The 19,719-nt window shown below is 60.4% G+C and carries 32 protein-coding genes and 1 pseudogene; 30 read left to right on the top strand and 3 right to left on the bottom strand.

Annotated features, from left to right (window positions below):
• The 29 genes and pseudogenes from FHT75_RS34165 to FHT75_RS34305 form a co-directional block, all read left to right on the top strand.
• Nucleotides 1-95: pseudogene (locus FHT75_RS34165) on the top strand (elongation factor Tu); the annotation flags it as partial.
• A 154-nt stretch (nucleotides 96-249) separates the two neighbouring features.
• On the top strand, nucleotides 250-558 hold the full coding sequence (gene rpsJ, locus FHT75_RS34170; protein WP_003547547.1) for a 30S ribosomal protein S10: 309 nt from the start codon (nucleotides 250-252) through the stop codon (nucleotides 556-558).
• 39 nt (nucleotides 559-597) lie between these two features.
• The gene (gene rplC / locus FHT75_RS34175) at nucleotides 598-1,239 is read left to right on the top strand and encodes a 50S ribosomal protein L3 (RefSeq protein ID WP_028757604.1); all 642 of its coding nucleotides are present in this window, start codon (nucleotides 598-600) and stop codon (nucleotides 1,237-1,239) included.
• A 13-nt stretch (nucleotides 1,240-1,252) separates the two neighbouring features.
• On the top strand, nucleotides 1,253-1,873 hold the full coding sequence (gene rplD / locus FHT75_RS34180) for a 50S ribosomal protein L4 (RefSeq protein ID WP_029868123.1): 621 nt from the start codon (nucleotides 1,253-1,255) through the stop codon (nucleotides 1,871-1,873).
• A complete protein-coding gene (locus FHT75_RS34185) occupies nucleotides 1,870-2,163 on the top strand; it encodes a 50S ribosomal protein L23 (protein WP_003547550.1) in 294 nt (97 codons plus the stop codon). Before rplD ends, FHT75_RS34185 begins: the two co-directional genes overlap by 4 nt.
• A gap of 11 nt (nucleotides 2,164-2,174) precedes the next feature.
• Nucleotides 2,175-3,011, top strand: coding sequence for a 50S ribosomal protein L2 (gene rplB, locus FHT75_RS34190; RefSeq protein WP_003573799.1), 837 nt, complete (start codon nucleotides 2,175-2,177; stop codon nucleotides 3,009-3,011).
• Nucleotides 3,012-3,026: 15 nt separating this feature from the next.
• Nucleotides 3,027-3,305: a 30S ribosomal protein S19 gene (gene rpsS / locus FHT75_RS34195; protein WP_003573797.1), complete on the top strand. Its 279-nt coding sequence runs from the start codon at nucleotides 3,027-3,029 to the stop codon at nucleotides 3,303-3,305.
• A gap of 2 nt (nucleotides 3,306-3,307) precedes the next feature.
• A complete protein-coding gene (gene rplV, locus FHT75_RS34200; RefSeq protein ID WP_007626081.1) occupies nucleotides 3,308-3,697 on the top strand; it encodes a 50S ribosomal protein L22 in 390 nt (129 codons plus the stop codon).
• Nucleotides 3,697-4,428, top strand: a complete 732-nt coding sequence (gene rpsC, locus FHT75_RS34205) for a 30S ribosomal protein S3 (RefSeq protein WP_003587196.1) — start codon at nucleotides 3,697-3,699, stop codon at nucleotides 4,426-4,428. Before rplV ends, rpsC begins: the two co-directional genes overlap by 1 nt.
• A 36-nt stretch (nucleotides 4,429-4,464) precedes the next feature.
• Nucleotides 4,465-4,878: a 50S ribosomal protein L16 gene (gene rplP / locus FHT75_RS34210; RefSeq protein WP_003573792.1), complete on the top strand. Its 414-nt coding sequence runs from the start codon at nucleotides 4,465-4,467 to the stop codon at nucleotides 4,876-4,878.
• Between the two features lie 12 nt (nucleotides 4,879-4,890).
• Nucleotides 4,891-5,091, top strand: coding sequence for a 50S ribosomal protein L29 (gene rpmC, locus FHT75_RS34215; protein WP_003547556.1), 201 nt, complete (start codon nucleotides 4,891-4,893; stop codon nucleotides 5,089-5,091).
• Nucleotides 5,092-5,103: 12 nt separating this feature from the next.
• On the top strand, nucleotides 5,104-5,343 hold the full coding sequence (rpsQ, locus tag FHT75_RS34220; RefSeq protein ID WP_003547557.1) for a 30S ribosomal protein S17: 240 nt from the start codon (nucleotides 5,104-5,106) through the stop codon (nucleotides 5,341-5,343).
• A gap of 259 nt (nucleotides 5,344-5,602) precedes the next feature.
• Nucleotides 5,603-5,971, top strand: coding sequence for a 50S ribosomal protein L14 (gene rplN / locus FHT75_RS34225; RefSeq protein WP_003573790.1), 369 nt, complete (start codon nucleotides 5,603-5,605; stop codon nucleotides 5,969-5,971).
• An 11-nt stretch (nucleotides 5,972-5,982) separates the two neighbouring features.
• Nucleotides 5,983-6,291 (top strand): 50S ribosomal protein L24, encoded by a 309-nt coding sequence (gene rplX, locus FHT75_RS34230; RefSeq protein WP_003587195.1) that lies wholly within the window; start codon nucleotides 5,983-5,985, stop codon nucleotides 6,289-6,291.
• Entirely contained in the window at nucleotides 6,284-6,841 is a 558-nt protein-coding gene (gene rplE, locus FHT75_RS34235) for a 50S ribosomal protein L5 (protein ID WP_003573788.1), read from the top strand. The genes rplX and rplE overlap by 8 nt, the downstream gene beginning before the upstream one ends.
• A 32-nt stretch (nucleotides 6,842-6,873) precedes the next feature.
• On the top strand, nucleotides 6,874-7,179 hold the full coding sequence (gene rpsN / locus FHT75_RS34240) for a 30S ribosomal protein S14 (protein WP_003573787.1): 306 nt from the start codon (nucleotides 6,874-6,876) through the stop codon (nucleotides 7,177-7,179).
• A gap of 12 nt (nucleotides 7,180-7,191) precedes the next feature.
• Nucleotides 7,192-7,590, top strand: coding sequence for a 30S ribosomal protein S8 (rpsH, locus tag FHT75_RS34245; RefSeq protein WP_003547562.1), 399 nt, complete (start codon nucleotides 7,192-7,194; stop codon nucleotides 7,588-7,590).
• A gap of 42 nt (nucleotides 7,591-7,632) precedes the next feature.
• Complete coding sequence (gene rplF, locus FHT75_RS34250; RefSeq protein WP_029868125.1) at nucleotides 7,633-8,166, top strand: 50S ribosomal protein L6; 534 nt, start codon at nucleotides 7,633-7,635, stop codon at nucleotides 8,164-8,166.
• A gap of 12 nt (nucleotides 8,167-8,178) precedes the next feature.
• Nucleotides 8,179-8,541: a 50S ribosomal protein L18 gene (rplR, locus tag FHT75_RS34255; protein WP_183845735.1), complete on the top strand. Its 363-nt coding sequence runs from the start codon at nucleotides 8,179-8,181 to the stop codon at nucleotides 8,539-8,541.
• 132 nt (nucleotides 8,542-8,673) lie between these two features.
• On the top strand, nucleotides 8,674-9,243 hold the full coding sequence (rpsE, locus tag FHT75_RS34260; RefSeq protein ID WP_003573784.1) for a 30S ribosomal protein S5: 570 nt from the start codon (nucleotides 8,674-8,676) through the stop codon (nucleotides 9,241-9,243).
• Between the two features lie 14 nt (nucleotides 9,244-9,257).
• Nucleotides 9,258-9,467, top strand: coding sequence for a 50S ribosomal protein L30 (gene rpmD, locus FHT75_RS34265; RefSeq protein ID WP_003547566.1), 210 nt, complete (start codon nucleotides 9,258-9,260; stop codon nucleotides 9,465-9,467).
• 16 nt (nucleotides 9,468-9,483) lie between these two features.
• On the top strand, nucleotides 9,484-9,960 hold the full coding sequence (gene rplO, locus FHT75_RS34270; RefSeq protein WP_029868127.1) for a 50S ribosomal protein L15: 477 nt from the start codon (nucleotides 9,484-9,486) through the stop codon (nucleotides 9,958-9,960).
• A gap of 233 nt (nucleotides 9,961-10,193) precedes the next feature.
• Nucleotides 10,194-11,534 carry a preprotein translocase subunit SecY gene (gene secY, locus FHT75_RS34275; RefSeq protein WP_029868128.1) on the top strand — a complete coding sequence of 447 codons (1,341 nt, stop codon included), beginning with the start codon at nucleotides 10,194-10,196 and terminating at the stop codon, nucleotides 11,532-11,534.
• Nucleotides 11,531-12,181 carry an adenylate kinase gene (locus FHT75_RS34280; protein ID WP_029868130.1) on the top strand — a complete coding sequence of 217 codons (651 nt, stop codon included), beginning with the start codon at nucleotides 11,531-11,533 and terminating at the stop codon, nucleotides 12,179-12,181. Before secY ends, FHT75_RS34280 begins: the two co-directional genes overlap by 4 nt.
• Nucleotides 12,182-12,402: 221 nt before the next feature.
• Nucleotides 12,403-12,771, top strand: coding sequence for a 30S ribosomal protein S13 (gene rpsM / locus FHT75_RS34285; RefSeq protein WP_003573772.1), 369 nt, complete (start codon nucleotides 12,403-12,405; stop codon nucleotides 12,769-12,771).
• 133 nt (nucleotides 12,772-12,904) lie between these two features.
• Complete coding sequence (rpsK, locus tag FHT75_RS34290; RefSeq protein ID WP_003547577.1) at nucleotides 12,905-13,294, top strand: 30S ribosomal protein S11; 390 nt, start codon at nucleotides 12,905-12,907, stop codon at nucleotides 13,292-13,294.
• 97 nt (nucleotides 13,295-13,391) lie between these two features.
• The gene (locus tag FHT75_RS34295) at nucleotides 13,392-14,402 is read left to right on the top strand and encodes a DNA-directed RNA polymerase subunit alpha (RefSeq protein WP_003547579.1); all 1,011 of its coding nucleotides are present in this window, start codon (nucleotides 13,392-13,394) and stop codon (nucleotides 14,400-14,402) included.
• A 123-nt stretch (nucleotides 14,403-14,525) separates the two neighbouring features.
• Nucleotides 14,526-14,948, top strand: a complete 423-nt coding sequence (rplQ, locus tag FHT75_RS34300; protein ID WP_003573769.1) for a 50S ribosomal protein L17 — start codon at nucleotides 14,526-14,528, stop codon at nucleotides 14,946-14,948.
• Between the two features lie 142 nt (nucleotides 14,949-15,090).
• On the top strand, nucleotides 15,091-15,492 hold the full coding sequence (locus tag FHT75_RS34305) for a DUF2809 domain-containing protein (RefSeq protein ID WP_183845736.1): 402 nt from the start codon (nucleotides 15,091-15,093) through the stop codon (nucleotides 15,490-15,492).
• Between the two features lie 25 nt (nucleotides 15,493-15,517).
• On the opposite strand, the gene msrQ is transcribed toward FHT75_RS34305, so the two are convergent.
• Nucleotides 15,518-16,174: a protein-methionine-sulfoxide reductase heme-binding subunit MsrQ gene (gene msrQ / locus FHT75_RS34310; RefSeq protein WP_047619862.1), complete on the bottom strand. Its 657-nt coding sequence runs from the start codon at nucleotides 16,172-16,174 to the stop codon at nucleotides 15,518-15,520.
• Complete coding sequence (msrP, locus tag FHT75_RS34315) at nucleotides 16,174-17,121, bottom strand: protein-methionine-sulfoxide reductase catalytic subunit MsrP (protein WP_183845737.1); 948 nt, start codon at nucleotides 17,119-17,121, stop codon at nucleotides 16,174-16,176. The genes msrQ and msrP overlap by 1 nt, the downstream gene beginning before the upstream one ends.
• 333 nt (nucleotides 17,122-17,454) lie before the next feature.
• Between msrP and ilvD the strand changes: the two genes are divergently transcribed.
• Nucleotides 17,455-19,293 (top strand): dihydroxy-acid dehydratase, encoded by a 1,839-nt coding sequence (gene ilvD, locus FHT75_RS34320; protein WP_063473380.1) that lies wholly within the window; start codon nucleotides 17,455-17,457, stop codon nucleotides 19,291-19,293.
• A gap of 58 nt (nucleotides 19,294-19,351) precedes the next feature.
• Here the strand turns inward: ilvD and FHT75_RS34325 are convergent, their stop codons facing one another.
• Nucleotides 19,352-19,705: a lysozyme inhibitor LprI family protein gene (locus FHT75_RS34325; RefSeq protein ID WP_183845738.1), complete on the bottom strand. Its 354-nt coding sequence runs from the start codon at nucleotides 19,703-19,705 to the stop codon at nucleotides 19,352-19,354.
• Nucleotides 19,706-19,719 lie beyond the last annotated feature (14 nt).

A 19,719-nucleotide genomic window follows, 5' to 3' on the forward strand; every position in this document is an offset into this window, starting at 1 on the left:
TCGTTCCGATCGCGATGGAAGAAAAGCTGCGCTTCGCCATCCGCGAAGGCGGCCGCACCGTCGGCGCCGGTATCGTCGCTTCGATCGTCGAGTAATTAGCGGCTGGGCCACCAGGCCCAAGGAAAGGATAGGGACGCCGATCTGGGTGTCCCTCTCGATCTTTGAAACCGGTGGCCCGCTAACGTAACTGAAGGTAAGTCGTGTCCCTCAATGGTGACACGCGGATAACAGACACAAGGATAAAGTCGAATGAACGGCCAGAATATCCGCATCCGCCTGAAGGCGTTCGATCACCGGATTCTCGATGCCTCCACGCGCGAGATCGTATCGACGGCGAAGCGCACCGGTGCCAGCGTCCGGGGCCCCGTTCCGCTTCCGACCCGCATCGAGAAGTTTACGGTCAACCGGTCCCCGCACATCGACAAGAAGAGCCGTGAACAGTTCGAGATGCGCACGCATAAGCGCCTTCTCGATATCGTTGACCCGACCCCGCAGACGGTAGACGCGCTGATGAAGCTCGATCTCGCCGCCGGTGTCGATGTTGAGATCAAGCTCTGAGACCTCGGGTCTTCGGGCTGAGTGAGAAGGATTGAACCGATGCGTTCAGGTGTGATTGCACAGAAGGTGGGAATGACCCGCGTCTATAACGACGCCGGCGAGCATGTCCCGGTAACGGTACTGCGCATGGAGGCCGTCCAGGTCGTTGCCACGCGCACTGTCGAAAAGAATGGCTATACCGCAGTTCAGCTCGGTGCCGGCCAGGCGAAGGTGAAGAACACGTCGAAGGCGATGCGCGGCAACTTTGCCGTTGCCAACGTCGAGCCGAAGGCCAAGGTCGCAGAATTCCGCGTGTCGGAAGATCAGCTGCTCGAAGTCGGCACTGAGATCAAGGCGGGTCACTTTGCAGCCGGTCAGCTCGTCGACGTGACGGGCACGACGATCGGTAAGGGTTTTGCCGGCGCCATGAAGCGCCACGGTTTCGGCGGTCTGCGCGCCACGCACGGTGTGTCGGTTTCGCACCGCTCGCACGGTTCGACCGGCTCGCGCCAGGATCCGGGCAAGGTTTTCAAGAACAAGAAGATGGCTGGTCACATGGGCCAGACGCGTGTCACGACGCAGAACCTGGAAGTGGTTTCGACCGACGAAGATCGTGGTCTGATCCTGATCAAGGGTGCTGTTCCTGGTTCCAAGGGTGCCTGGATCATCGTGCGCGACGCCGTCAAGTCGGCCGCGAAGTAAGGGAGCCAGATCAATGGAATTGAACGTCAAGACCCTCGAGGGAAAAGACGCCGGGAAGGTTTCCCTTTCGGACGCGATTTTCGGCCTCGAGCCCCGCGAAGACATTCTCGCCCGCGTCATCCGCTGGCAGCTTGCCAAGAAGCAGCAGGGCACGCACAAGGCTAAGGGCCGCGCTGAAGTTTCGCGCACCGGCGCCAAGATGTACAAGCAGAAGGGTACGGGCCGCGCCCGCCACCATTCGGCTCGCGCTCCGCAGTTCCGCGGCGGCGGCAAGGCTCACGGCCCGGTCGTGCGCAGCCACGAGCATGATCTTCCCAAGAAGGTTCGTGCACTCGGCCTTCGCCATGCCCTTTCGGCCAAGATCAAGGCCGATGACGTCATCGTCATCGACAACCTGGTTGCCACCGAAGCCAAGACCAAGGCTCTCGCGTCCGTTTTCGAGACGCTCGGCCTGACCAACGCCCTCTTCATCGGCGGCGCAGAGCTTGATGGCAACTTCAAGCTCGCAGCTCAGAACATCCCGAACATCGATGTTCTGCCGATCCAGGGCATCAACGTTTACGACATCGTGCGCCGCGGCAAGCTCGTGCTTTCCAAGGCTGCGGTTGAAGCGCTAGAGGAGCGATTCAAGTGACCGATCTTCGCCACTACGATGTGATCGTCTCCCCGGCGATCACCGAAAAGTCCACGCTGGTATCCGAAAACAACCAGGTTGTTTTCAATGTCGCCAAGCAGGCGACGAAGCCGGAAATCAAGGCTGCTGTCGAGGCGCTGTTCGGCGTCAAGGTTACGGCCGTCAACACTCTGCTGCGCAAGGGCAAGACCAAGCGGTTCCGCGGTTTCGTCGGCAAGCAGAAGGACGTGAAGAAGGCTGTCGTAACCCTGGCTGAAGGCCAGACGATCGACGTCTCCACCGGTCTCTGAGGTATAAGAAAATGGCATTGAAAACATTCAATCCGATCACCCCGAGCCAGCGCCAGCTGGTCATCGTCGACCGCTCGGCCCTCTACAAGGGCAAGCCGGTCAAGGCGCTGACGGAAGGTCTGACCAAGAGCGGCGGTCGTAACAACCTCGGTCGCATCACCGCCCGCTTCATCGGCGGCGGTCACAAGCGCACCTATCGTCTGATCGACTTCAAGCGTCGCAAGTTCGACGTCGAAGGCACCGTCGAGCGTATCGAATACGATCCGAACCGCACGGCGTTCATCGCGCTGGTGACCTATGCTGATGGCGAAAAGGCTTATATCCTCGCTCCGCAGCGCCTCGCTGCCGGTGACAAGGTCATCGCTTCCGAGAAGGCTGTTGACGTCAAGCCCGGCAACACCATGCCGCTGCAGTTCATCCCGGTCGGCTCCATCATCCACAATGTGGAAATGAAGCCGGGCAAGGGTGGTCAGATCGCTCGCTCCGCCGGTGGCTACGCACAGCTCGTCGGCCGCGACCAGGGCATGGCGATCCTTCGCCTGAACTCCGGTGAACAGCGTCTCGTCCATGGCTCCTGCCTTGCTTCGATCGGCGCCGTCTCCAACCCGGATCACGCCAACATCAACGACGGCAAGGCCGGTCGTACGGTTTGGCGCGGCAAGCGTCCGCATAACCGCGGCGTCGTCATGAACCCGGTCGACCATCCGCACGGCGGTGGTGAAGGCCGCACCTCTGGTGGTCGCCATCCGGTGACACCCTGGGGCAAGCCGACCAAGGGCAAGCGCACCCGGTCGAACAAGTCGACCGACAAGATGATCATGCGCTCGCGTCATCAGCGTAAGAAGTAAGAGAGGAAGTCTCCAATGGCTCGTTCAGTATGGAAAGGTCCGTTCGTTGACGGCTATCTTCTCAAGAAGGCTGAGAAGGTTCGTGAAGGCGGACGTGCAGAAGTGATCAAGATCTGGAGCCGTCGCTCCACGATCCTGCCGCAGTTCGTCGGTCTTACCTTCGGCGTCTACAACGGCAGCAAGCATATTCCGGTCAGCGTCAATGAAGACATGGTCGGCCACAAATTCGGTGAATTCTCTCCGACCCGCACCTACTACGGTCACGGCGCGGACAAGAAGGCGAAGAGGAAGTAACAATGGGCAAGGCAAAAGCCGAACGCCGGCTGAAGGACAACGAGGCGCAAGCAGTCGCCCGCACGCTCCGCGTCAGCCCCCAGAAGCTCAACCTGGTTGCTGCGGCTATCCGTGGCAAGAAGGTCGAGCGCGCACTCGCTGAGCTGGAGTTCTCCCGCAAGCGCATCGCAGGCGCCGTCAAGAAGACGCTCGAATCTGCGATCGCCAATGCCGAGAACAACCACGATCTCGACGTCGACTCGCTTGTCGTCGCCGAGGCCTATGTCGGCAAGTCGATCGTCATGAAGCGTTTCCACGCTCGTGGCCGTGGTCGCGCGTCGCGCATCGAAAAGCCCTTCGCGCACCTGACGATCGTCGTTCGTGAAGTGCAGGCAGTAGAGGAGGCCGCATAATGGGTCAGAAAATCAATCCAATCGGTTTCCGTCTTGGCATCAACCGTACCTGGGATAGCCGCTGGTTCGCGGACAATGCCGAGTACGGCCAGCTGCTGCACGAAGACCTGAAGATGCGCAAGTTCGTCATGAGCGAACTGAAGCAGGCCGGGATCTCCAAGGTGGTCATCGAGCGTCCGCACAAGAAGTGCCGCGTCACGATCCACTCGGCACGTCCGGGCCTCATCATCGGCCGCAAGGGCGCAGACATCGACAAGCTCCGCAAGAAGCTGTCGGACATGACGAATTCGGAAACGCACCTCAACATCGTCGAAGTGCGCAAGCCCGAAGTCGACGCGACGCTGGTCGCTCAGTCGATCGCCCAGCAGCTCGAGCGCCGCGTGGCTTTCCGCCGCGCCATGAAGCGCGCCGTTCAGTCCGCGATGCGTCTTGGCGCCGAAGGCATCAAGATCACCTGCGCCGGCCGTCTCGGCGGCGCTGAAATCGCCCGTACGGAATGGTACCGCGAAGGTCGTGTGCCGCTGCACACGCTGCGCGCCGACATCGACTACGGCACGGCTGAAGCAGAAACCGCATTCGGCATCTGCGGCATCAAGGTCTGGATCTTCAAGGGCGAAATCCTTGAGCACGATCCGATGGCTTCCGAGCGCCGTGCGATGGAAGGTGACGCCCAGGGTCCGGCAAGCCGTGACCGTGACCGCGACAGAGACCGTCGCCGCGACAACGCTTGATAGCGCGCGTGGCAGAGAAGTTCGGAGAATAAGAAAATGTTGCAGCCAAAGCGTACCAAGTACCGCAAGCAGTTCAAGGGCCGCATCAAGGGCGTCGCCAAGGGCGGTTCTGACCTGGCATTCGGCGAATTCGGCCTGAAGGCTCAGGAACCCAACCGCGTCAACGCGCGCGAGATCGAAGCGGCCCGCCGCGCGATCACGCGTTATATGAAGCGCGCCGGCCGTGTATGGATCCGCGTGTTCCCGGACGTTCCGGTAACCGCAAAGCCGACCGAAGTCCGTATGGGTAAGGGTAAGGGCTCCGTTGAATACTGGGCATGCAAGGTCAAGCCCGGCCGTATGATGTTCGAGATCGACGGTGTCAGCGAAGAAATCGCCCGCGAGGCGCTTCGTCTCGGCTCTGCCAAGCTCTCGGTCAAGACGCGCTTCGTTCAGCGCATTGCAGAGTAAGGGATTGAGCTCATGAAAGCCTCAGATGTTCGCGGGTTCACCGCCGACCAACTCAAGGACGAGCTTGCCAAGCTGAAGAAGGAGCAGTTCAACCTGCGCTTCCAGAAGGCGACCGGCCAGCTCGAAAAGTCCTCGCGCATCAACGAAGTCCGCAAGGACATCGCCCGCGTGAAAACCATTGCCCGCCAGAAGGCGGCAGAAGTTAAGGCCTAAAGGAAGAAAAATATGCCGAAGCGCATCCTGCAGGGCGTCGTCGTTGGCGACAAGAACGAGAAGACGGTAGTGGTTCGTGTCGAGCGTCGTTTCGCTCACCCGCTGCTCCAGAAGACCGTTCGTCGTTCCAAGAAGTACAAGGCCCACGACGAGAACAACCAGTACAAGATCGGCGATACCGTATCCATCGAGGAATGCGCGCCGATTTCCAAGGACAAGCGTTGGACGGTGATTTCCGCCCAGGGCAAGTAACAGAATTTTGTGCGAGGCCTTGCGTCTCGCCGAAATATCTGTATGAAGCAGCGTCAGAACGCTCGAATGCCGGGCGTTCTTTTGCTTTGAGCGCACGGAAGGTCCCGTTCGGGAAACCACCCTGGCACGATCGATCCCGCGCTATTCAGCTATTGCCGCGTCTGTGTTGCCGTCATGGCAGCTCGGCCGGCGAAAATTTTCATAAGCCGGAGTAGGGGGCTAGCCCAACCATTCCGGTAAACCAAGAAGGCGACCTGATATGATTCAGATGCAAACAAACCTCGACGTCGCGGATAATTCCGGCGCACGTCGTGTCATGTGCATCAAGGTGCTGGGCGGCTCGAAGCGCAAGTATGCCTCGATCGGCGACGTCATCGTCGTTTCGATCAAGGAAGCGATCCCGCGCGGCCGTGTGAAGAAGGGTGACGTGATGAAGGCGGTTGTCGTTCGTACCGCCAAGGATATCCGTCGTCCGGATGGCTCCGTCATCCGCTTCGACACCAACGCAGCAGTCCTCATCGACAACAAGAAAGAGCCGATCGGCACCCGTATCTTCGGACCGGTTCCGCGCGAACTTCGCGCCAAGAACCACATGAAGATCATCTCGCTGGCTCCCGAAGTACTGTAAGGAGCGAAGCGATGCAGAAGATTCGTAAGGGCGACAAGGTCGTCATGCTCGCTGGCAAGGACAAGGGCCGCACCGGCGAAGTTGTCCAGGTCATGCCAAAGGAAGATCGTGCCGTCGTTCGTGGCGTCAACGTCGTCAAGCGCCACCAGCGCCAGACGCAGACCCAGGAAGCCGGCATCATCAACAAGGAAGCCTCGGTTCACCTGTCCAACGTTGCAATCGTCGACAAGGACGGTAAGCCGACCCGCGTCGGTTTCAAGGTTGTTGACGGCAAGAAGGTCCGTGTGGCCAAGCGTTCTGGAGAAGTGATCGATGGCTGAGGCAAAATACGAGCCACGGCTCAAGAAGGAATATGTCGAGCGCATCCGCAAGGCGATGCAGGAGCAGTTCTCCTACGCCAACGAGATGATGATTCCGAAGCTCGACAAGATCGTGATCAACATGGGTGTTGGCGAAGCGACCGCTGACTCGAAGAAGCCGACGGTTGCTGCCGCCGACCTCGCAGCGATCGCCGGCCAGAAGCCGGTCATCACCCGCGCACGCAACTCTATCGCAGGCTTCAAGGTCCGCGAACAGATGCCGATCGGCGCCAAGGTTACCCTTCGCGGCGCCCGCATGTACGAGTTCCTGGACCGTCTCGTGAACATCGCGCTCCCGCGCGTTCGCGACTTCCGCGGCCTGAACCCGAAGAGCTTTGACGGCCGTGGCAACTTCGCCATGGGCATCAAGGAGCACATTGTGTTCCCTGAGATCAACTACGACAAGGTTGATCAGATGTGGGGCATGGACATCATCGTTTGCACGACGGCGACGACCGACGACGAAGCACGGGCTCTTCTGAAAGAGTTCAGCTTCCCGTTCCGTCAATAACCGTAACGACGAGCGTAGAAAAGGAACCTGACATGGCGAAGACAAGCGCAGTTGAAAAGAACAAGCGCCGCCGTACTACGGTCGCCAACCAGGCCGCTAAGCGGGCTGCGTTGAAGGCGATCATCATGAACCAGGCTCTTCCGATCGAAGAGCGGTTCAAGGCCTCGATCAAGCTGGCATCCCTGCCGCGCGATGGATCGAAGACCCGTATTCGCAACCGTTGCGAAGTCTCGGGGCGTCCGCGCGCATATTACCGTAAACTGCGCATGTCGCGTATCGCGCTGCGTGAACTCGGCAATCTCGGCAAGGTGCCGGGCATCGTCAAGTCGAGCTGGTAAGGAGCAGGTTACATGACAATGACTGATCCGTTGGGCGATATGCTCACCCGCATCCGCAACGGCGCTTCCCGCCGCAAGTCGTCGGTCTCGACGCCTGCGTCCAAGCTCCGTGCGCGTGTTCTCGATGTCCTGCAGTCCGAAGGCTACATCCGTGGCTATTCCGTTGTCGATTTCGGCAATGGTAAGTCGGAACTCAGCATCGAGCTGAAATATTATGAAGGCGCATCGGTGATCCGTGAGATCGGCCGTGTGTCCAAGCCGGGCCGCCGGGTTTATGTCTCGGTCAAGTCCATTCCGCAGGTCGCGAACGGTCTCGGCATCACCATCCTTTCGACTCCGAAAGGTGTGATGGCTGATCACCAGGCTCGCGAACAGAACGTTGGCGGCGAGGTTCTTTGCTCGGTCTTCTAAGATCGGGCAGGGGTCTCCATAGCGAACAGACAGGATAGAAACATGTCTCGTATCGGTAAAAAGCCCGTTCAGGTACCTGCTGGGATCACGGCTACGGTCGATGGTCAGAAGGTGACTGCAAAGGGTCCGAAGGGCGAGCTGTTTTTCGTTGCTAACGACGAAATCAGCCTCAAGCTCGAAAATAACGCGGTCGTCGTAACGCCGCTCAGCCAGACCAAGGATGCACGTTCGAAGTGGGGCATGTCCCGCACGATGATCGAAGGCATCTTCAAGGGCGTCAAGGACGGTTTCGAGCGCAAGCTTGAAATCAACGGCGTTGGTTACCGCGCCTCCATGCAGGGCAAGAACCTGCAGCTGGCTCTCGGTTTCAGCCACGACGTGATCTATGAGCCGCCGGTCGGTATCTCGATCGCTGTTCCGAAGCCGACTGAAATCATCGTCAGCGGCATCAACAAGCAGCAGGTCGGCCAGGTTGCCGCCGAAATCCGCGAATATCGCGGTCCCGAGCCTTACAAGGGCAAGGGCGTCAAGTACGCCGACGAGCGGATCGTCCGCAAAGAAGGCAAGAAGAAGTAAGGATCACGCGAAATGGCTAGCAGGAAAGAAGCACTTGCACGTCGTGCCAACCGCGTGCGCCGTCAACTCAAGTCGGTGGCCAATGGCCGTCCGCGCCTGTCGGTTCATCGCTCCTCGAAGAACATCTACGCCCAGGTCATCGATGATGTGGCCGGCAAGACGCTCGCGTCTGCCTCCACCCTCGAAAAGGATCTGCGCGGTTCTCTGAAGACCGGTGCCGATACCGCCGCCGCTGCCGTCGTAGGCAAGCTCGTTGCCGAGCGCGCCTCCAAGGCCGGTGTTACGGAAGTCGTGTTTGACCGTGGCGCCTTCATCTATCACGGCCGCATCAAGGCTCTCGCCGATGCAGCCCGCGAAGGCGGTCTCACCTTCTGATCAGTTTCCGGCCGGATGCTTTTAGCGCCGGCCGGATTTTCGCCGGACCGCAGGCACTCTCCGGAAGGGGAGTGCTGATGCGGTCCACATTTGTTTGCCGATTGCACCCGGAAAAGAAAAAGGAAGAGGACAATGGCACAGGAAAGAAGGCCGCAGCGGGAAGACCGCCAGAGCCGTGAAGAGCGCGATAGCGAGTTCGTCGACAAGCTGGTCGCGATCAACCGCGTCGCCAAGGTCGTCAAGGGCGGCCGTCGTTTTGGTTTCGCAGCACTCGTCGTCGTCGGCGACCAGAAGGGCCGCGTCGGCTTCGGCCATGGCAAGGCACGCGAAGTGCCGGAAGCCATCCGCAAGGCAACCGAAGCTGCAAAGCGCGAACTGATCTTCGTACCGCTGCGTGACGGCCGTACGCTGCATCACGACGTTCATGGCCGCCACGGCGCCGGCAAGGTTCTGCTGCGCTCGGCCAAGGTCGGTACCGGCATCATCGCCGGCGGTCCGATGCGCGCCGTATTCGAAACGCTCGGCATGCACGACGTCGTCGCCAAGTCGACCGGTTCGTCGAACCCTTACAACATGGTTCGCGCCACCTTCGACGCTCTGAAGCACCAGGTTCACCCGAAGGACATCGCAGCTCAGCGCGGCATCAAGTATGCAACGCTGCAGGCTCGTCGTAGCGCCTCCGGCAACGCCTCTGAAGAATAAGAGGAGTTTGACAGATGGCCAAGGCTACCAAGAAAGCTGAAGCGAAGACTGTCACGATCGAACAGATCGGCAGCCCGATTCGCCGTCCGGATGTTCAGCAGCGCACGCTGATCGGTCTCGGACTGAACAAGATGCACCGTCGCCGCACGCTGGAGGATACTCCTTCGGTTCGTGGCATGATCCGTGCTGTCCAGCATCTCGTTCGCGTCGTCGACGAGAAGTGAGACGGAGGAAACGCTCATGAAACTTAATGAAATCAAGGACAACGAAGGCTCGACCCACAGCCGCAAGCGTCTCGGCCGCGGTATCGGCTCGGGCTCGGGCAAGACCGGTGGTCGCGGCGTGAAGGGTCAGAAGTCCCGCTCGGGCGTCGCCATCAACGGCTTCGAAGGCGGCCAGATGCCGATCTATCGTCGCCTGCCGAAGCGCGGCTTCAACAACATTTTCGCTTCCGATTTTGTTGTCGTGTCGCTCGGCCGTATCCAGGCGGCAATCGACGCCGGCAAGCTCGACGCCAAGGCGACCGTTGATGCAGCTGCCCTCAAGGCCGCTGGCGTCATCCGTCGCCCCAAGGACGGCGTTCGCGTTCTCGCCGATGGCGAGCTCAAGGCCAAGGTGACGATCGTCGTTGCAGGCGCCTCCAAGCCTGCCGTCGAGAAGATCGAAAAGGCCGGCGGCACCGTGACGCTGCTTTCGGCTCCGGCTGCAGCCGAATAATAATCTGATGATATATCGCCCGGGGTGCTTCACACCGGGCGATTTTGCTCCCATATGTGGGCCTCACAAAAACTTGGCTGGCGCGCCCGCGTCATGCCGGTAAGACTAAAACGAGGGTGAGGCATGGGGTTGCATTGCAATCCGTTCTGAACCCGGTTTTGAATAATTTTCATACTGATTCCGGGGCCGGCCTATCCCCCAGAGACGCCGGAATTGGTAGCGCGGAGAAACGCATGGCTTCTGCAGCGGAACAATTGGCATCCAACCTCAATTTTTCGACCTTTGCCAAAGCCGAGGATTTGAAGAAGCGCTTGTGGTTCACACTGGCAGCTCTCCTCGTCTACAGGCTCGGCACCCATATTCCGCTTCCGGGCCTCAATCCCGAAGCCTATGCCCAGGCTTTCCGCGGCCAGGCAGGCGGCATTCTCGGCCTTTTCAACATGTTCTCGGGCGGCGCCGTTCAGCGCATGGCGATCTTCGCGCTCGGCATCATGCCCTATATCTCTGCTTCGATCATCGTGCAGCTCATGACCTCGGTCGTGCCGGCGCTCGAAAACCTCAAGAAGGAGGGCGAGCAGGGCCGCAAGATCATCAACCAGTATACCCGCTACGGCACCGTCATCCTCGGCGCGCTGCAGGCCTACGGCATTGCCGCCGGCCTTGAGAGCGGCCAGGGCCTCGTCGTCGATCCGGGCTGGTTCTTCCGTGTTTCGACCGTTCTGACGCTGCTCGGCGGCACGATGTTCCTGATGTGGCTCGGCGAGCAGATCACCTCGCGCGGCATCGGCAACGGCATCTCGCTGATCATCTTCGCCGGCATCGCCGCCGGTCTCCCGACGGCCCTTGCCGGCACGCTCGAGCTCGGCCGCACCGGCGCGCTGTCGACCTTCCTCATCCTGCTCGTCATCATTGTTGCGATCGGCGTCATCGGCGTGATCGTTTTCGTCGAGCGCGCGCAGCGCCGGCTGCTGATTCAGTATCCGAAGCGCCAGGTCGGCAACCGCATGTTCCAGGGCGATACCTCGCACCTGCCGCTGAAGCTCAACACCTCGGGCGTCATCCCGGCGATCTTCGCCTCCTCGCTGCTGCTGCTGCCGGCAACGCTTGCGGGCTTTGCCAACACCACGGCTATGCCTTCCTGGGCGACGTCGATCGTCGCGGCGCTGGGCCACGGCCAGCCGCTCTACATGGTGCTCTACGCGGCGCTTATCGCCTTCTTCGCCTTCTTCTACACGGCCATCGTCTTCAATCCGAAGGACACGGCCGACAATCTGAAGAAGCATGGCGGCTTCATTCCCGGCATCCGTCCGGGCGAGCGCACTGCCGAATATATCGACTACGTGCTGACCCGCATCACTGTGATCGGCGCAATCTATCTCGTCTTCGTCTGCATCCTTCCGGAGATCTTGGTGTCGCAAACCGGCATCCCATTATCCCTTGGTGGGACTTCGCTTTTGATCGTGGTTAGCGTAACTCTTGATACGGTTGCACAGATCCAGGGTCACCTGATCGCGCAGCAATACGAAGGCCTGATCAAGAAATCGAAGTTGCGTGGAGGAAAGAGGGGGCGATGAGACTTATCCTTTTGGGGCCGCCGGGCGCGGGTAAGGGAACCCAGGCCCAGCGGATCGTGGAAAAGCACGGCATTCCGCAGCTTTCCACGGGAGACATGCTGCGTGCAGCGGTCAACGCCGGTACGGATGTCGGCAAGCGCGCCAAGGCGGTCATGGACGCCGGCAAACTCGTATCGGATGAGATCGTCATCGCCATCGTTTCCGAGCGAATCGATCAACCCGATTGCGCCAACGGCTTCATTCTTGACGGTTTTCCGCGGACGCTCGTCCAGGCGGATGCCACCGAGGCGATGCTGAGGGCAAAGGGTCTCGGCCTGTCCGTCGTCATCGAATTCCGTGTCGATGATGCCGAACTGATCCGCCGTGTCGCCGGTCGTTATTCCTGCGCACAGTGCGGCAGCGTCTATCACGATAGCGATAAGGTTCCGGCTGCCGAAGGCGTGTGCGACAAGTGCGGTTCGACGCACTTCAAGCGCCGTCCCGATGACAATCCGGAGACCATGACGGCTCGGCTGCAGGTCTACTACAAGGAAACCTCGCCGCTGATCGGTTATTACCATGCCAAGGGCAAACTCAAGTCCGTGGACGGCATGGCAGACATCGATCAGGTGACTGCCGAGGTCGAAAGCATTCTTTCCAAGCTTTAAGGCTTTGAAAATAAACTTGGCGGAACGGTTGCTTTTCAGCAGTGATTCCGCTAAACACCGCGCCAACTCGCGACATTCCATGCGATCGGCGCGGATTTCCCAGGGAAGTCCGGGTGCGGTCGTTTTGACATGTTACGGACGTAAATCTGAACGGGCGGTTCTAAAGACCGCATAACGAAGCCCACTTGCCGGATGGCAACTGGAATGCAAGGAGAACAGGCGTGGCACGTATCGCTGGCGTCAACATCCCGACTGCGAAGCGCGTTGTTATTGCGCTGACCTACATTCACGGGATCGGTCCGAAATTCGCACAGGAAATCGTCGAGAAGGTCGGTATCCCGGCTGAACGTCGTGTGCATCAGCTGACGGACGCAGAAGTCCTTCAGATCCGCGAAGCCATTGACCGCGACTATCAGGTCGAAGGCGATCTTCGTCGCGATACCGCGATGAACATCAAGCGCCTGATGGACCTCGGCTGCTACCGCGGCCTGCGTCATCGCCGCGGCCTTCCGGTCCGCGGTCAGCGCACGCACACCAATGCCCGCACCCGCAAGGGCCCGGCAAAGGCAATCGCTGGTAAGAAGAAGTAATTTCCGGGTAACCGGGGTAGGGAGGCTGGCGGTCTGCGCCGGCCTCTTTTGAGTTTGGAGCGGGACCATATAGGCGCCGTTCCGGTGTAGCCGCTGGCATTACGGCGGTGAAGAGATCAACGAAAGGAATACCATGGCTAAGGAAGCCGTCCGCGTTCGCCGTCGCGAGCGCAAGAATATCTCGTCGGGTGTCGCTCACGTCAACTCGACCTTCAACAACACGATGATCACCATCACCGACGCGCAGGGCAATGCGATCGCATGGTCGTCGGCTGGCGCAAAGGGCTTCAAGGGCTCGCGCAAGTCGACCCCGTTCGCCGCCCAGATCGCTGCCGAAGACTGCGCCAAGAAGGCCCAGGAACACGGCATGAAGTCGCTGGAAGTCGAAGTCTGCGGTCCGGGTTCGGGTCGTGAATCGGCTCTGCGCGCGCTCCAGGCTGCAGGTTTCATGATCACGTCCATCCGCGACGTGACCCCGATCCCGCACAATGGCTGCCGTCCGCGCAAGAAGCGCCGCGTCTGATCATCGCTCTCGTCACCGGTGAGCGCCTGCGCGCTCCCGGTGGTTTTCAAGCTCGGTTGCCACGATTGGATGGTGGCAACGAACGGAAGGCAAACTCATGATTCAGAAGAACTGGCAGGAACTGATCAAGCCGAACAAGGTGGAGTTCTCCTCGAGCTCGCGCACCAGGGCGACGCTCGTTGCCGAACCGCTGGAGCGCGGCTTCGGCCTCACCCTCGGCAACGCGCTGCGTCGCGTTCTGCTCTCCTCGCTGCGCGGTGCTGCCGTCACGGCGGTGCAGATCGACGGCGTGCTGCATGAATTCTCCTCGATTCCGGGCGTCCGCGAAGACGTGACGGACATCGTGCTCAACATCAAGGAAATCGCCATCAAGATGGATGGCGACGACGCAAAGCGCATGGTCGTGCGCAAGCAGGGCCCGGGCGTTGTTACGGCTGGCGACATTCAGACGGTCGGCGATATCGAAATCCTCAACCCCGAGCATGTCATCTGCACGCTCGACGAGGGCGCCGAAATCCGCATGGAGTTCACCGTCAACAACGGCAAGGGCTACGTTCCGGCCGAGCGCAATCGTGCGGAAGATGCTCCGATCGGTCTCATCCCGGTCGACAGCCTCTACTCGCCGGTCAAGAAGGTGTCCTACAAGGTTGAAAATACCCGCGAAGGACAGGTTCTCGACTACGACAAGCTGAACATGACCATCGAAACCGATGGCTCGATCACCGGCGAAGACGCCGTCGCTTTTGCGGCGCGCATTCTCCAGGATCAGCTTGGCGTCTTCGTCAACTTCGACGAGCCGCAGAAGGAAACCGAAGAGGAAGCAGTCACCGAACTCGCTTTCAACCCGGCTCTCCTCAAGAAGGTAGACGAACTCGAACTGTCGGTCCGTTCGGCAAACTGCCTGAAGAACGACAACATCGTCTACATCGGCGACCTCATTCAGAAGACCGAAGCAGAAATGCTCCGCACGCCGAATTTTGGTCGCAAGTCGCTGAACGAAATCAAGGAAGTTCTCGCTTCCATGGGCCTGCACCTCGGCATGGAAGTGCCGGCATGGCCGCCCGAGAACATCGAAGATCTCGCCAAGCGTTACGAAGACCAATACTGAGAAAACAAAAGGCAGGCTCTTTCGGCTGCCTTTCCCCGTCAAACAGCAGGCCGATCGCCTGCATGTGCCAGGAAACGGCAGGCCCATTTAGCGTAAGGGCACCTGCATTAAAGGAGAATAGCAATGCGCCATGGTAAAGCCGGCCGCAAGCTGAATAGAACTGCAAGCCACCGCAAGGCGATGTTCGCCAACATGGCGGCTTCGCTGATTACCCACGAGCAGATCGTCACGACCCTGCCGAAGGCCAAGGAAATCCGTCCGATCGTCGAGAAGCTCGTCACGCTCGGCAAGCGCGGCGACCTGCATGCTCGCCGCCAGGCGATCTCGCAGATCCGCGATGCTGCCGTCGTTTCGAAGCTGTTCGACACGATCGCAACGCGTTACGCCACCCGCAACGGCGGCTACCTGCGCATCATGAAGGCCGGCTTCCGCCAGGGCGACAATGCCGCCATGGCCGTTGTCGAATTCGTTGATCGCGACACCTTCGCCAAGGGCGCAGCCGACAAGGCCCGCGTCGCTGCCGAAGAACAGGCCGTCGCCGCTTAATCTTCCGCTTCGGCGGAAACAAGACAGCCGGGCTGCAAAGCCCGGCTGTTTTTGTTTGTGCGCCGGCGGACAGCCGTCGCTTGATCATTCGATATCTGCACCTCGGCCGTCCAACCGGCGGAAATTGAGATAGGACAGGTCATTGCGCGCAATTATTCAAACTCGCTCTCGAGCGCAGTTCCTGCGTCTCGCAGCCCTGCTTCTTGTCATCGTCCTCGGGCTGGCGCTCCGGCGCTTTGGCTATGCGGCCGATCTGCCCTTCGTCGTCGTCAAATATGGCGGATCGGCGCTCTGGGGCGCGATGGTCTATCTGCTGGTGTCACTCATAGCCACAAGATCACGGTGGGCGGTCATTGCCGTCATAGCGCTGCTCATCGCGATCTCCGTGGAACTGTTCCGCCTCTATCATACGCCCTGGCTCGACGCCTTTCGGCTGACCACGGCGGGCGCCCTGTTGCTTGGCCGGATATTTTCGTTTTGGAATATGCTGGCTTATGCCATCGGCATCGCCGCAGCCTGCGCCTTCGATCCCGCCCGTCGGTGAAGCGTCCTCGGCGGTCGTTTGCGCCTCACGAAGCCGACGCGACTGCGCGATTGCGCGCCCGTCCCTGGCCCTTCTTCCTGTTGCGTGCGATCGGCCGGTAGGAGCGGTAGAGGATGAGCGCGATGATCAGCCCGACATAGATATATTGCTCGAGGTCGAGGATCTTGGTCGAGAGCGCGAAATGCAGCGCTCCGCTGGCGGCAATGATGTAGATCAGGCGATGCAGCCAGATCCAGTTCTTGCCGAGGCGGCGGATCGAGAAATTATTGGATGTCAGCGCCAGCGGAATGAGCATGGCAAGGGCTGCCATGCCGAACATGATGAAGGGGCGCTTCAGCACGTCGTTGATGACGGCAGAGATATCCATCGCCTGGTCGAGCACCATGTAGACGGTGAAATGCATCAGCGCGTAGTAGAAGGTCAGCAGGCCCAGCGCGCGGCGATAGCGCAGATAATTCCAGCCGAAGAGCTCGCGGGCCGGGGACACGGCAAGTGTTGCGATCAGGAAGCGGATCGTCCAGATGCCGAGGAAGAGCTCGAAGGTCTTGACTGGATCGGCGCCGAGCTGATCGGTCGCGCCGAGATAGAAAGTCCAGGCCGCAGGCACCAGCCCGACGACGTAAAGCAGCCAGACGGAGGCGGGTTGCCAGCGCTTGGGGATGGCGAGCGACAGTTCCGCCATCAGAAATTCGCCTTCAGATCCATGCCGGCATAAAGACCCGCCACCTCGTCGGCATAGCCGTTGAAGGGCAGGGTGGGATGGCGGCTCGCACCGAAGAAGCCGCTTTCGCCGATGCGACGCTCGCTCGCCTGGCTCCAGCGCGGATGATCGACATCAGGGTTGACGTTGGCGTAGAAGCCGTATTCCTGCGGATTGGTCACCTGCCAGGTATTCTTAGGCTGCTGGTCGGTGAGCGTGATCTTGACGATCGATTTGATGCCCTTGAAACCGTATTTCCACGGCACGACGAGGCGGATCGGCGCGCCGTTCTGGTTCGGCAGCGTTTCGCCATAGAGCCCGACGGCAAGCAGCGCCAGCGGATGGCGCGCTTCGTCGAGGCGCAGACCTTCGACATACGGCCAGTCGAGCGACTGGAAGAAGCCTTTCTGCCCCGGCATTTCTTGCGGCCGCACGACGGTTTCGAAGGCGACGTATTTGGCGCTGCCGAGCGGTTCCACCTTGTCGAGCAGCGATGCCAGCGGAAAACCGTCCCAAGGGATGACCATTGACCAGGCCTCGACGCAGCGCATTCGGTAGGTTCGTTCCTCGATCGGGAATTCCTTCATCAGCGCCTCGATGTCGAAGGTGCCGGGCTTGTTGACCATGCCGTCGACCTTGACCGTCCAGGGCAGCGGCTTGAAATCGCCGGAAAGAGCTGCGGGATCGCCCTTGTCGAGGCCGAACTCATAGAAGTTGTTGTAGGTCGTGACATCCTTGATCGGTGTCGGCTTCTCGTCGACCTTGTACTTGCTCTGGACGGCGGAAAGCGCTGCCGCACTCGCCTTGCCGGCGCTGTAGAGCGCCACGGCGCCAAGCGCTGCCGCGCCGAGGAATTCACGACGCCGCACATAGATCTGGCGCGGCGTTATCTCCGATGACGCGATCTTCGGTGGGCGATAGCTTGGCATGACGAAACCTCCTGGGCGAATCTCTGAAATATAGTCTTAAACGAACCACCCGCACACTCGGATGAGTGTCTAAGCCTTGAATATTACCGACGGGAAGCCAATTTTTTGTGTTCGGCCGTGATGGAATAGGCTGTAACGAAACATCGCGCCGAACCGTATATGACCGATAGGCTCGTGGCGCTTGGCCGATGGCGTACCGGATTTGAGCTTCCCGGTAGTGACAGCCCCCGTCGATTGGATTAGGACAATTCCAAAAAGCAGCGTTTGCCCGGCCTGCAGGCTCCATGCCGCCCCGCTTCGCCTGATAATTCCGCCACGTTGAGGAAGACACCGATGCCAGCTTACCGTTCCAGAACCACGACCCATGGCCGCAACATGGCGGGCGCCCGCGGCCTTTGGCGCGCCACGGGCATGAAGGATTCGGATTTCGGCAAGCCGATCATCGCGGTGGTGAATTCCTTCACCCAGTTCGTGCCCGGCCACGTGCACCTGAAGGACCTCGGCCAGCTCGTTGCTCGGGAAATCGAAGCGGCCGGCGGTGTCGCCAAGGAATTCAACACCATCGCCGTTGATGACGGCATCGCCATGGGTCATGACGGCATGCTCTATTCGCTGCCCTCGCGTGAGCTCATCGCCGACAGCGTCGAATATATGGTCAATGCCCATTGCGCCGACGCCATGGTCTGCATCTCCAACTGCGACAAGATCACTCCCGGCATGCTGATGGCGTCGTTGCGCCTCAACATTCCCACAGTCTTCGTCTCCGGCGGTCCGATGGAAGCCGGCAAGGTCGTGCTGCACGGCAAGACGCATGCGCTCGACCTCGTCGATGCCATGGTCGCCGCGGCCGACGACAAGATCAGCGACGAAGACGTCCAGACCATCGAACGCTCGGCCTGTCCGACTTGCGGCTCCTGCTCCGGCATGTTCACCGCCAATTCGATGAACTGCCTGACGGAAGCGCTCGGCCTGTCGTTGCCCGGCAACGGCTCGACGCTCGCCACCCACGCCGACCGCAAGCGCCTCTTCGTCGAGGCCGGCCATCTGATTGTCGATCTCGCCCGCCGCTATTACGAGCAGGACGACGTCAAGGCGCTGCCGCGCACGATCGCTTCCAAGCAGGCTTTCGAGAATGCCATGGCGCTCGACATCGCCATGGGCGGCTCGACCAATACGGTCCTACACATCCTTGCCGCCGCCCATGAAGGCGAGGTCGATTTCACCATGACCGATATCGACGCGCTGTCGCGCCGCGTGCCGTGCCTGTCGAAGGTCGCGCCCGCCAAGAGCGATGTGCATATGGAAGACGTCCACCGCGCCGGCGGCATCATGTCGATCCTCGGCGAGCTCGACAAGGGCGGTCTCTTGAACCGTGATTGCCCGACCGTGCATGCCGAGACGCTGGGCGACGCGATCGATCGCTGGGATATCACCCGCACCAATAGCGAGACTGTCCGCAAATTCTATCGCGCCGCTCCGGGCGGCATCCCGACCCAGGTCGCCTTCAGCCAGGAGGCCCGCTGGGACGAGCTCGACACCGATCGCCAGAACGGCGTCATCCGTTCGGTCGAACATCCCTTCTCGAAAGATGGTGGCCTCGCCGTGCTCAAGGGCAACCTTGCGATCGACGGCTGCATCGTCAAGACGGCCGGCGTCGATGAATCGATCCTGAAATTCTCCGGCCCCGCCCGCGTCTTCGAAAGCCAGGATGCCTCCGTCAAGGCGATCCTTTCCAACGAGGTCAAATCCGGCGACGTCGTCGTCATCCGCTATGAAGGCCCGAAGGGCGGCCCCGGCATGCAGGAAATGCTCTATCCGACGAGCTATCTGAAGTCGAAGGGCCTCGGCAAGGCCTGCGCCCTCATCACCGACGGCCGCTTCTCCGGCGGCACCTCCGGCCTGTCGATCGGCCATGTCTCACCGGAAGCGGCCAATGGCGGCATCATCGGCCTGGTGCGTGAAGGCGACATGATCGACATCGACATCCCCAACCGTACGATCAGCCTGCGCGTCAGCGAAACCGAACTTGCCGCCCGCCGCGCCGATCAGGACGCCAAGGGTTGGTATCCGGTCGAAGTCCGCAAGCGCAACGTCACGACCGCGTTGAAGGCCTACGCCGCCTTCGCAACGAGCGCCGATCGCGGCGCCGTGCGCGATCTGAACGCCCGTTGAGGCAACTCAACCGACGACCTGCCGATTAAAAGTCAGCGGCTCTACCAACCGGTCGCTTTCAAAGCGGCCGGTTGATGTTTTTATAGGTCTCGCCGAGTTGCTTCAGCCGCTCGTCATAGGCAGCCTTGATGCAGGTCGCATCCGCCCCGCATTCCTGCCGTTTCTTCAGCCAGGCCGTCTGTTCGTCCTGCAGCGTGCCGCGCGAGCCCATCGCCAGCAGGCCGGAGAGCAGCTCGAAGATCGTCACCATCTTCACGTCGGCATCGTTGAGCGCGCGGTTGTCGCAGATCGCCTTTTCATCCGGCTTCAATTCTCTCGCGTCGCAATCGAAACTGGCCGCCTGTGCCACGGGCGATGCGAGGAGCAGGATCGCAAAGCCGAAGGCTGCCGTCATCATTCTTGTCATCATCATGCATATGTTCCCGT

Source organism: Rhizobium sp. BK112 (assembly GCF_014193215.1).
Classification (GTDB): Bacteria; Pseudomonadota; Alphaproteobacteria; order Rhizobiales; family Rhizobiaceae; genus Rhizobium; species Rhizobium anhuiense.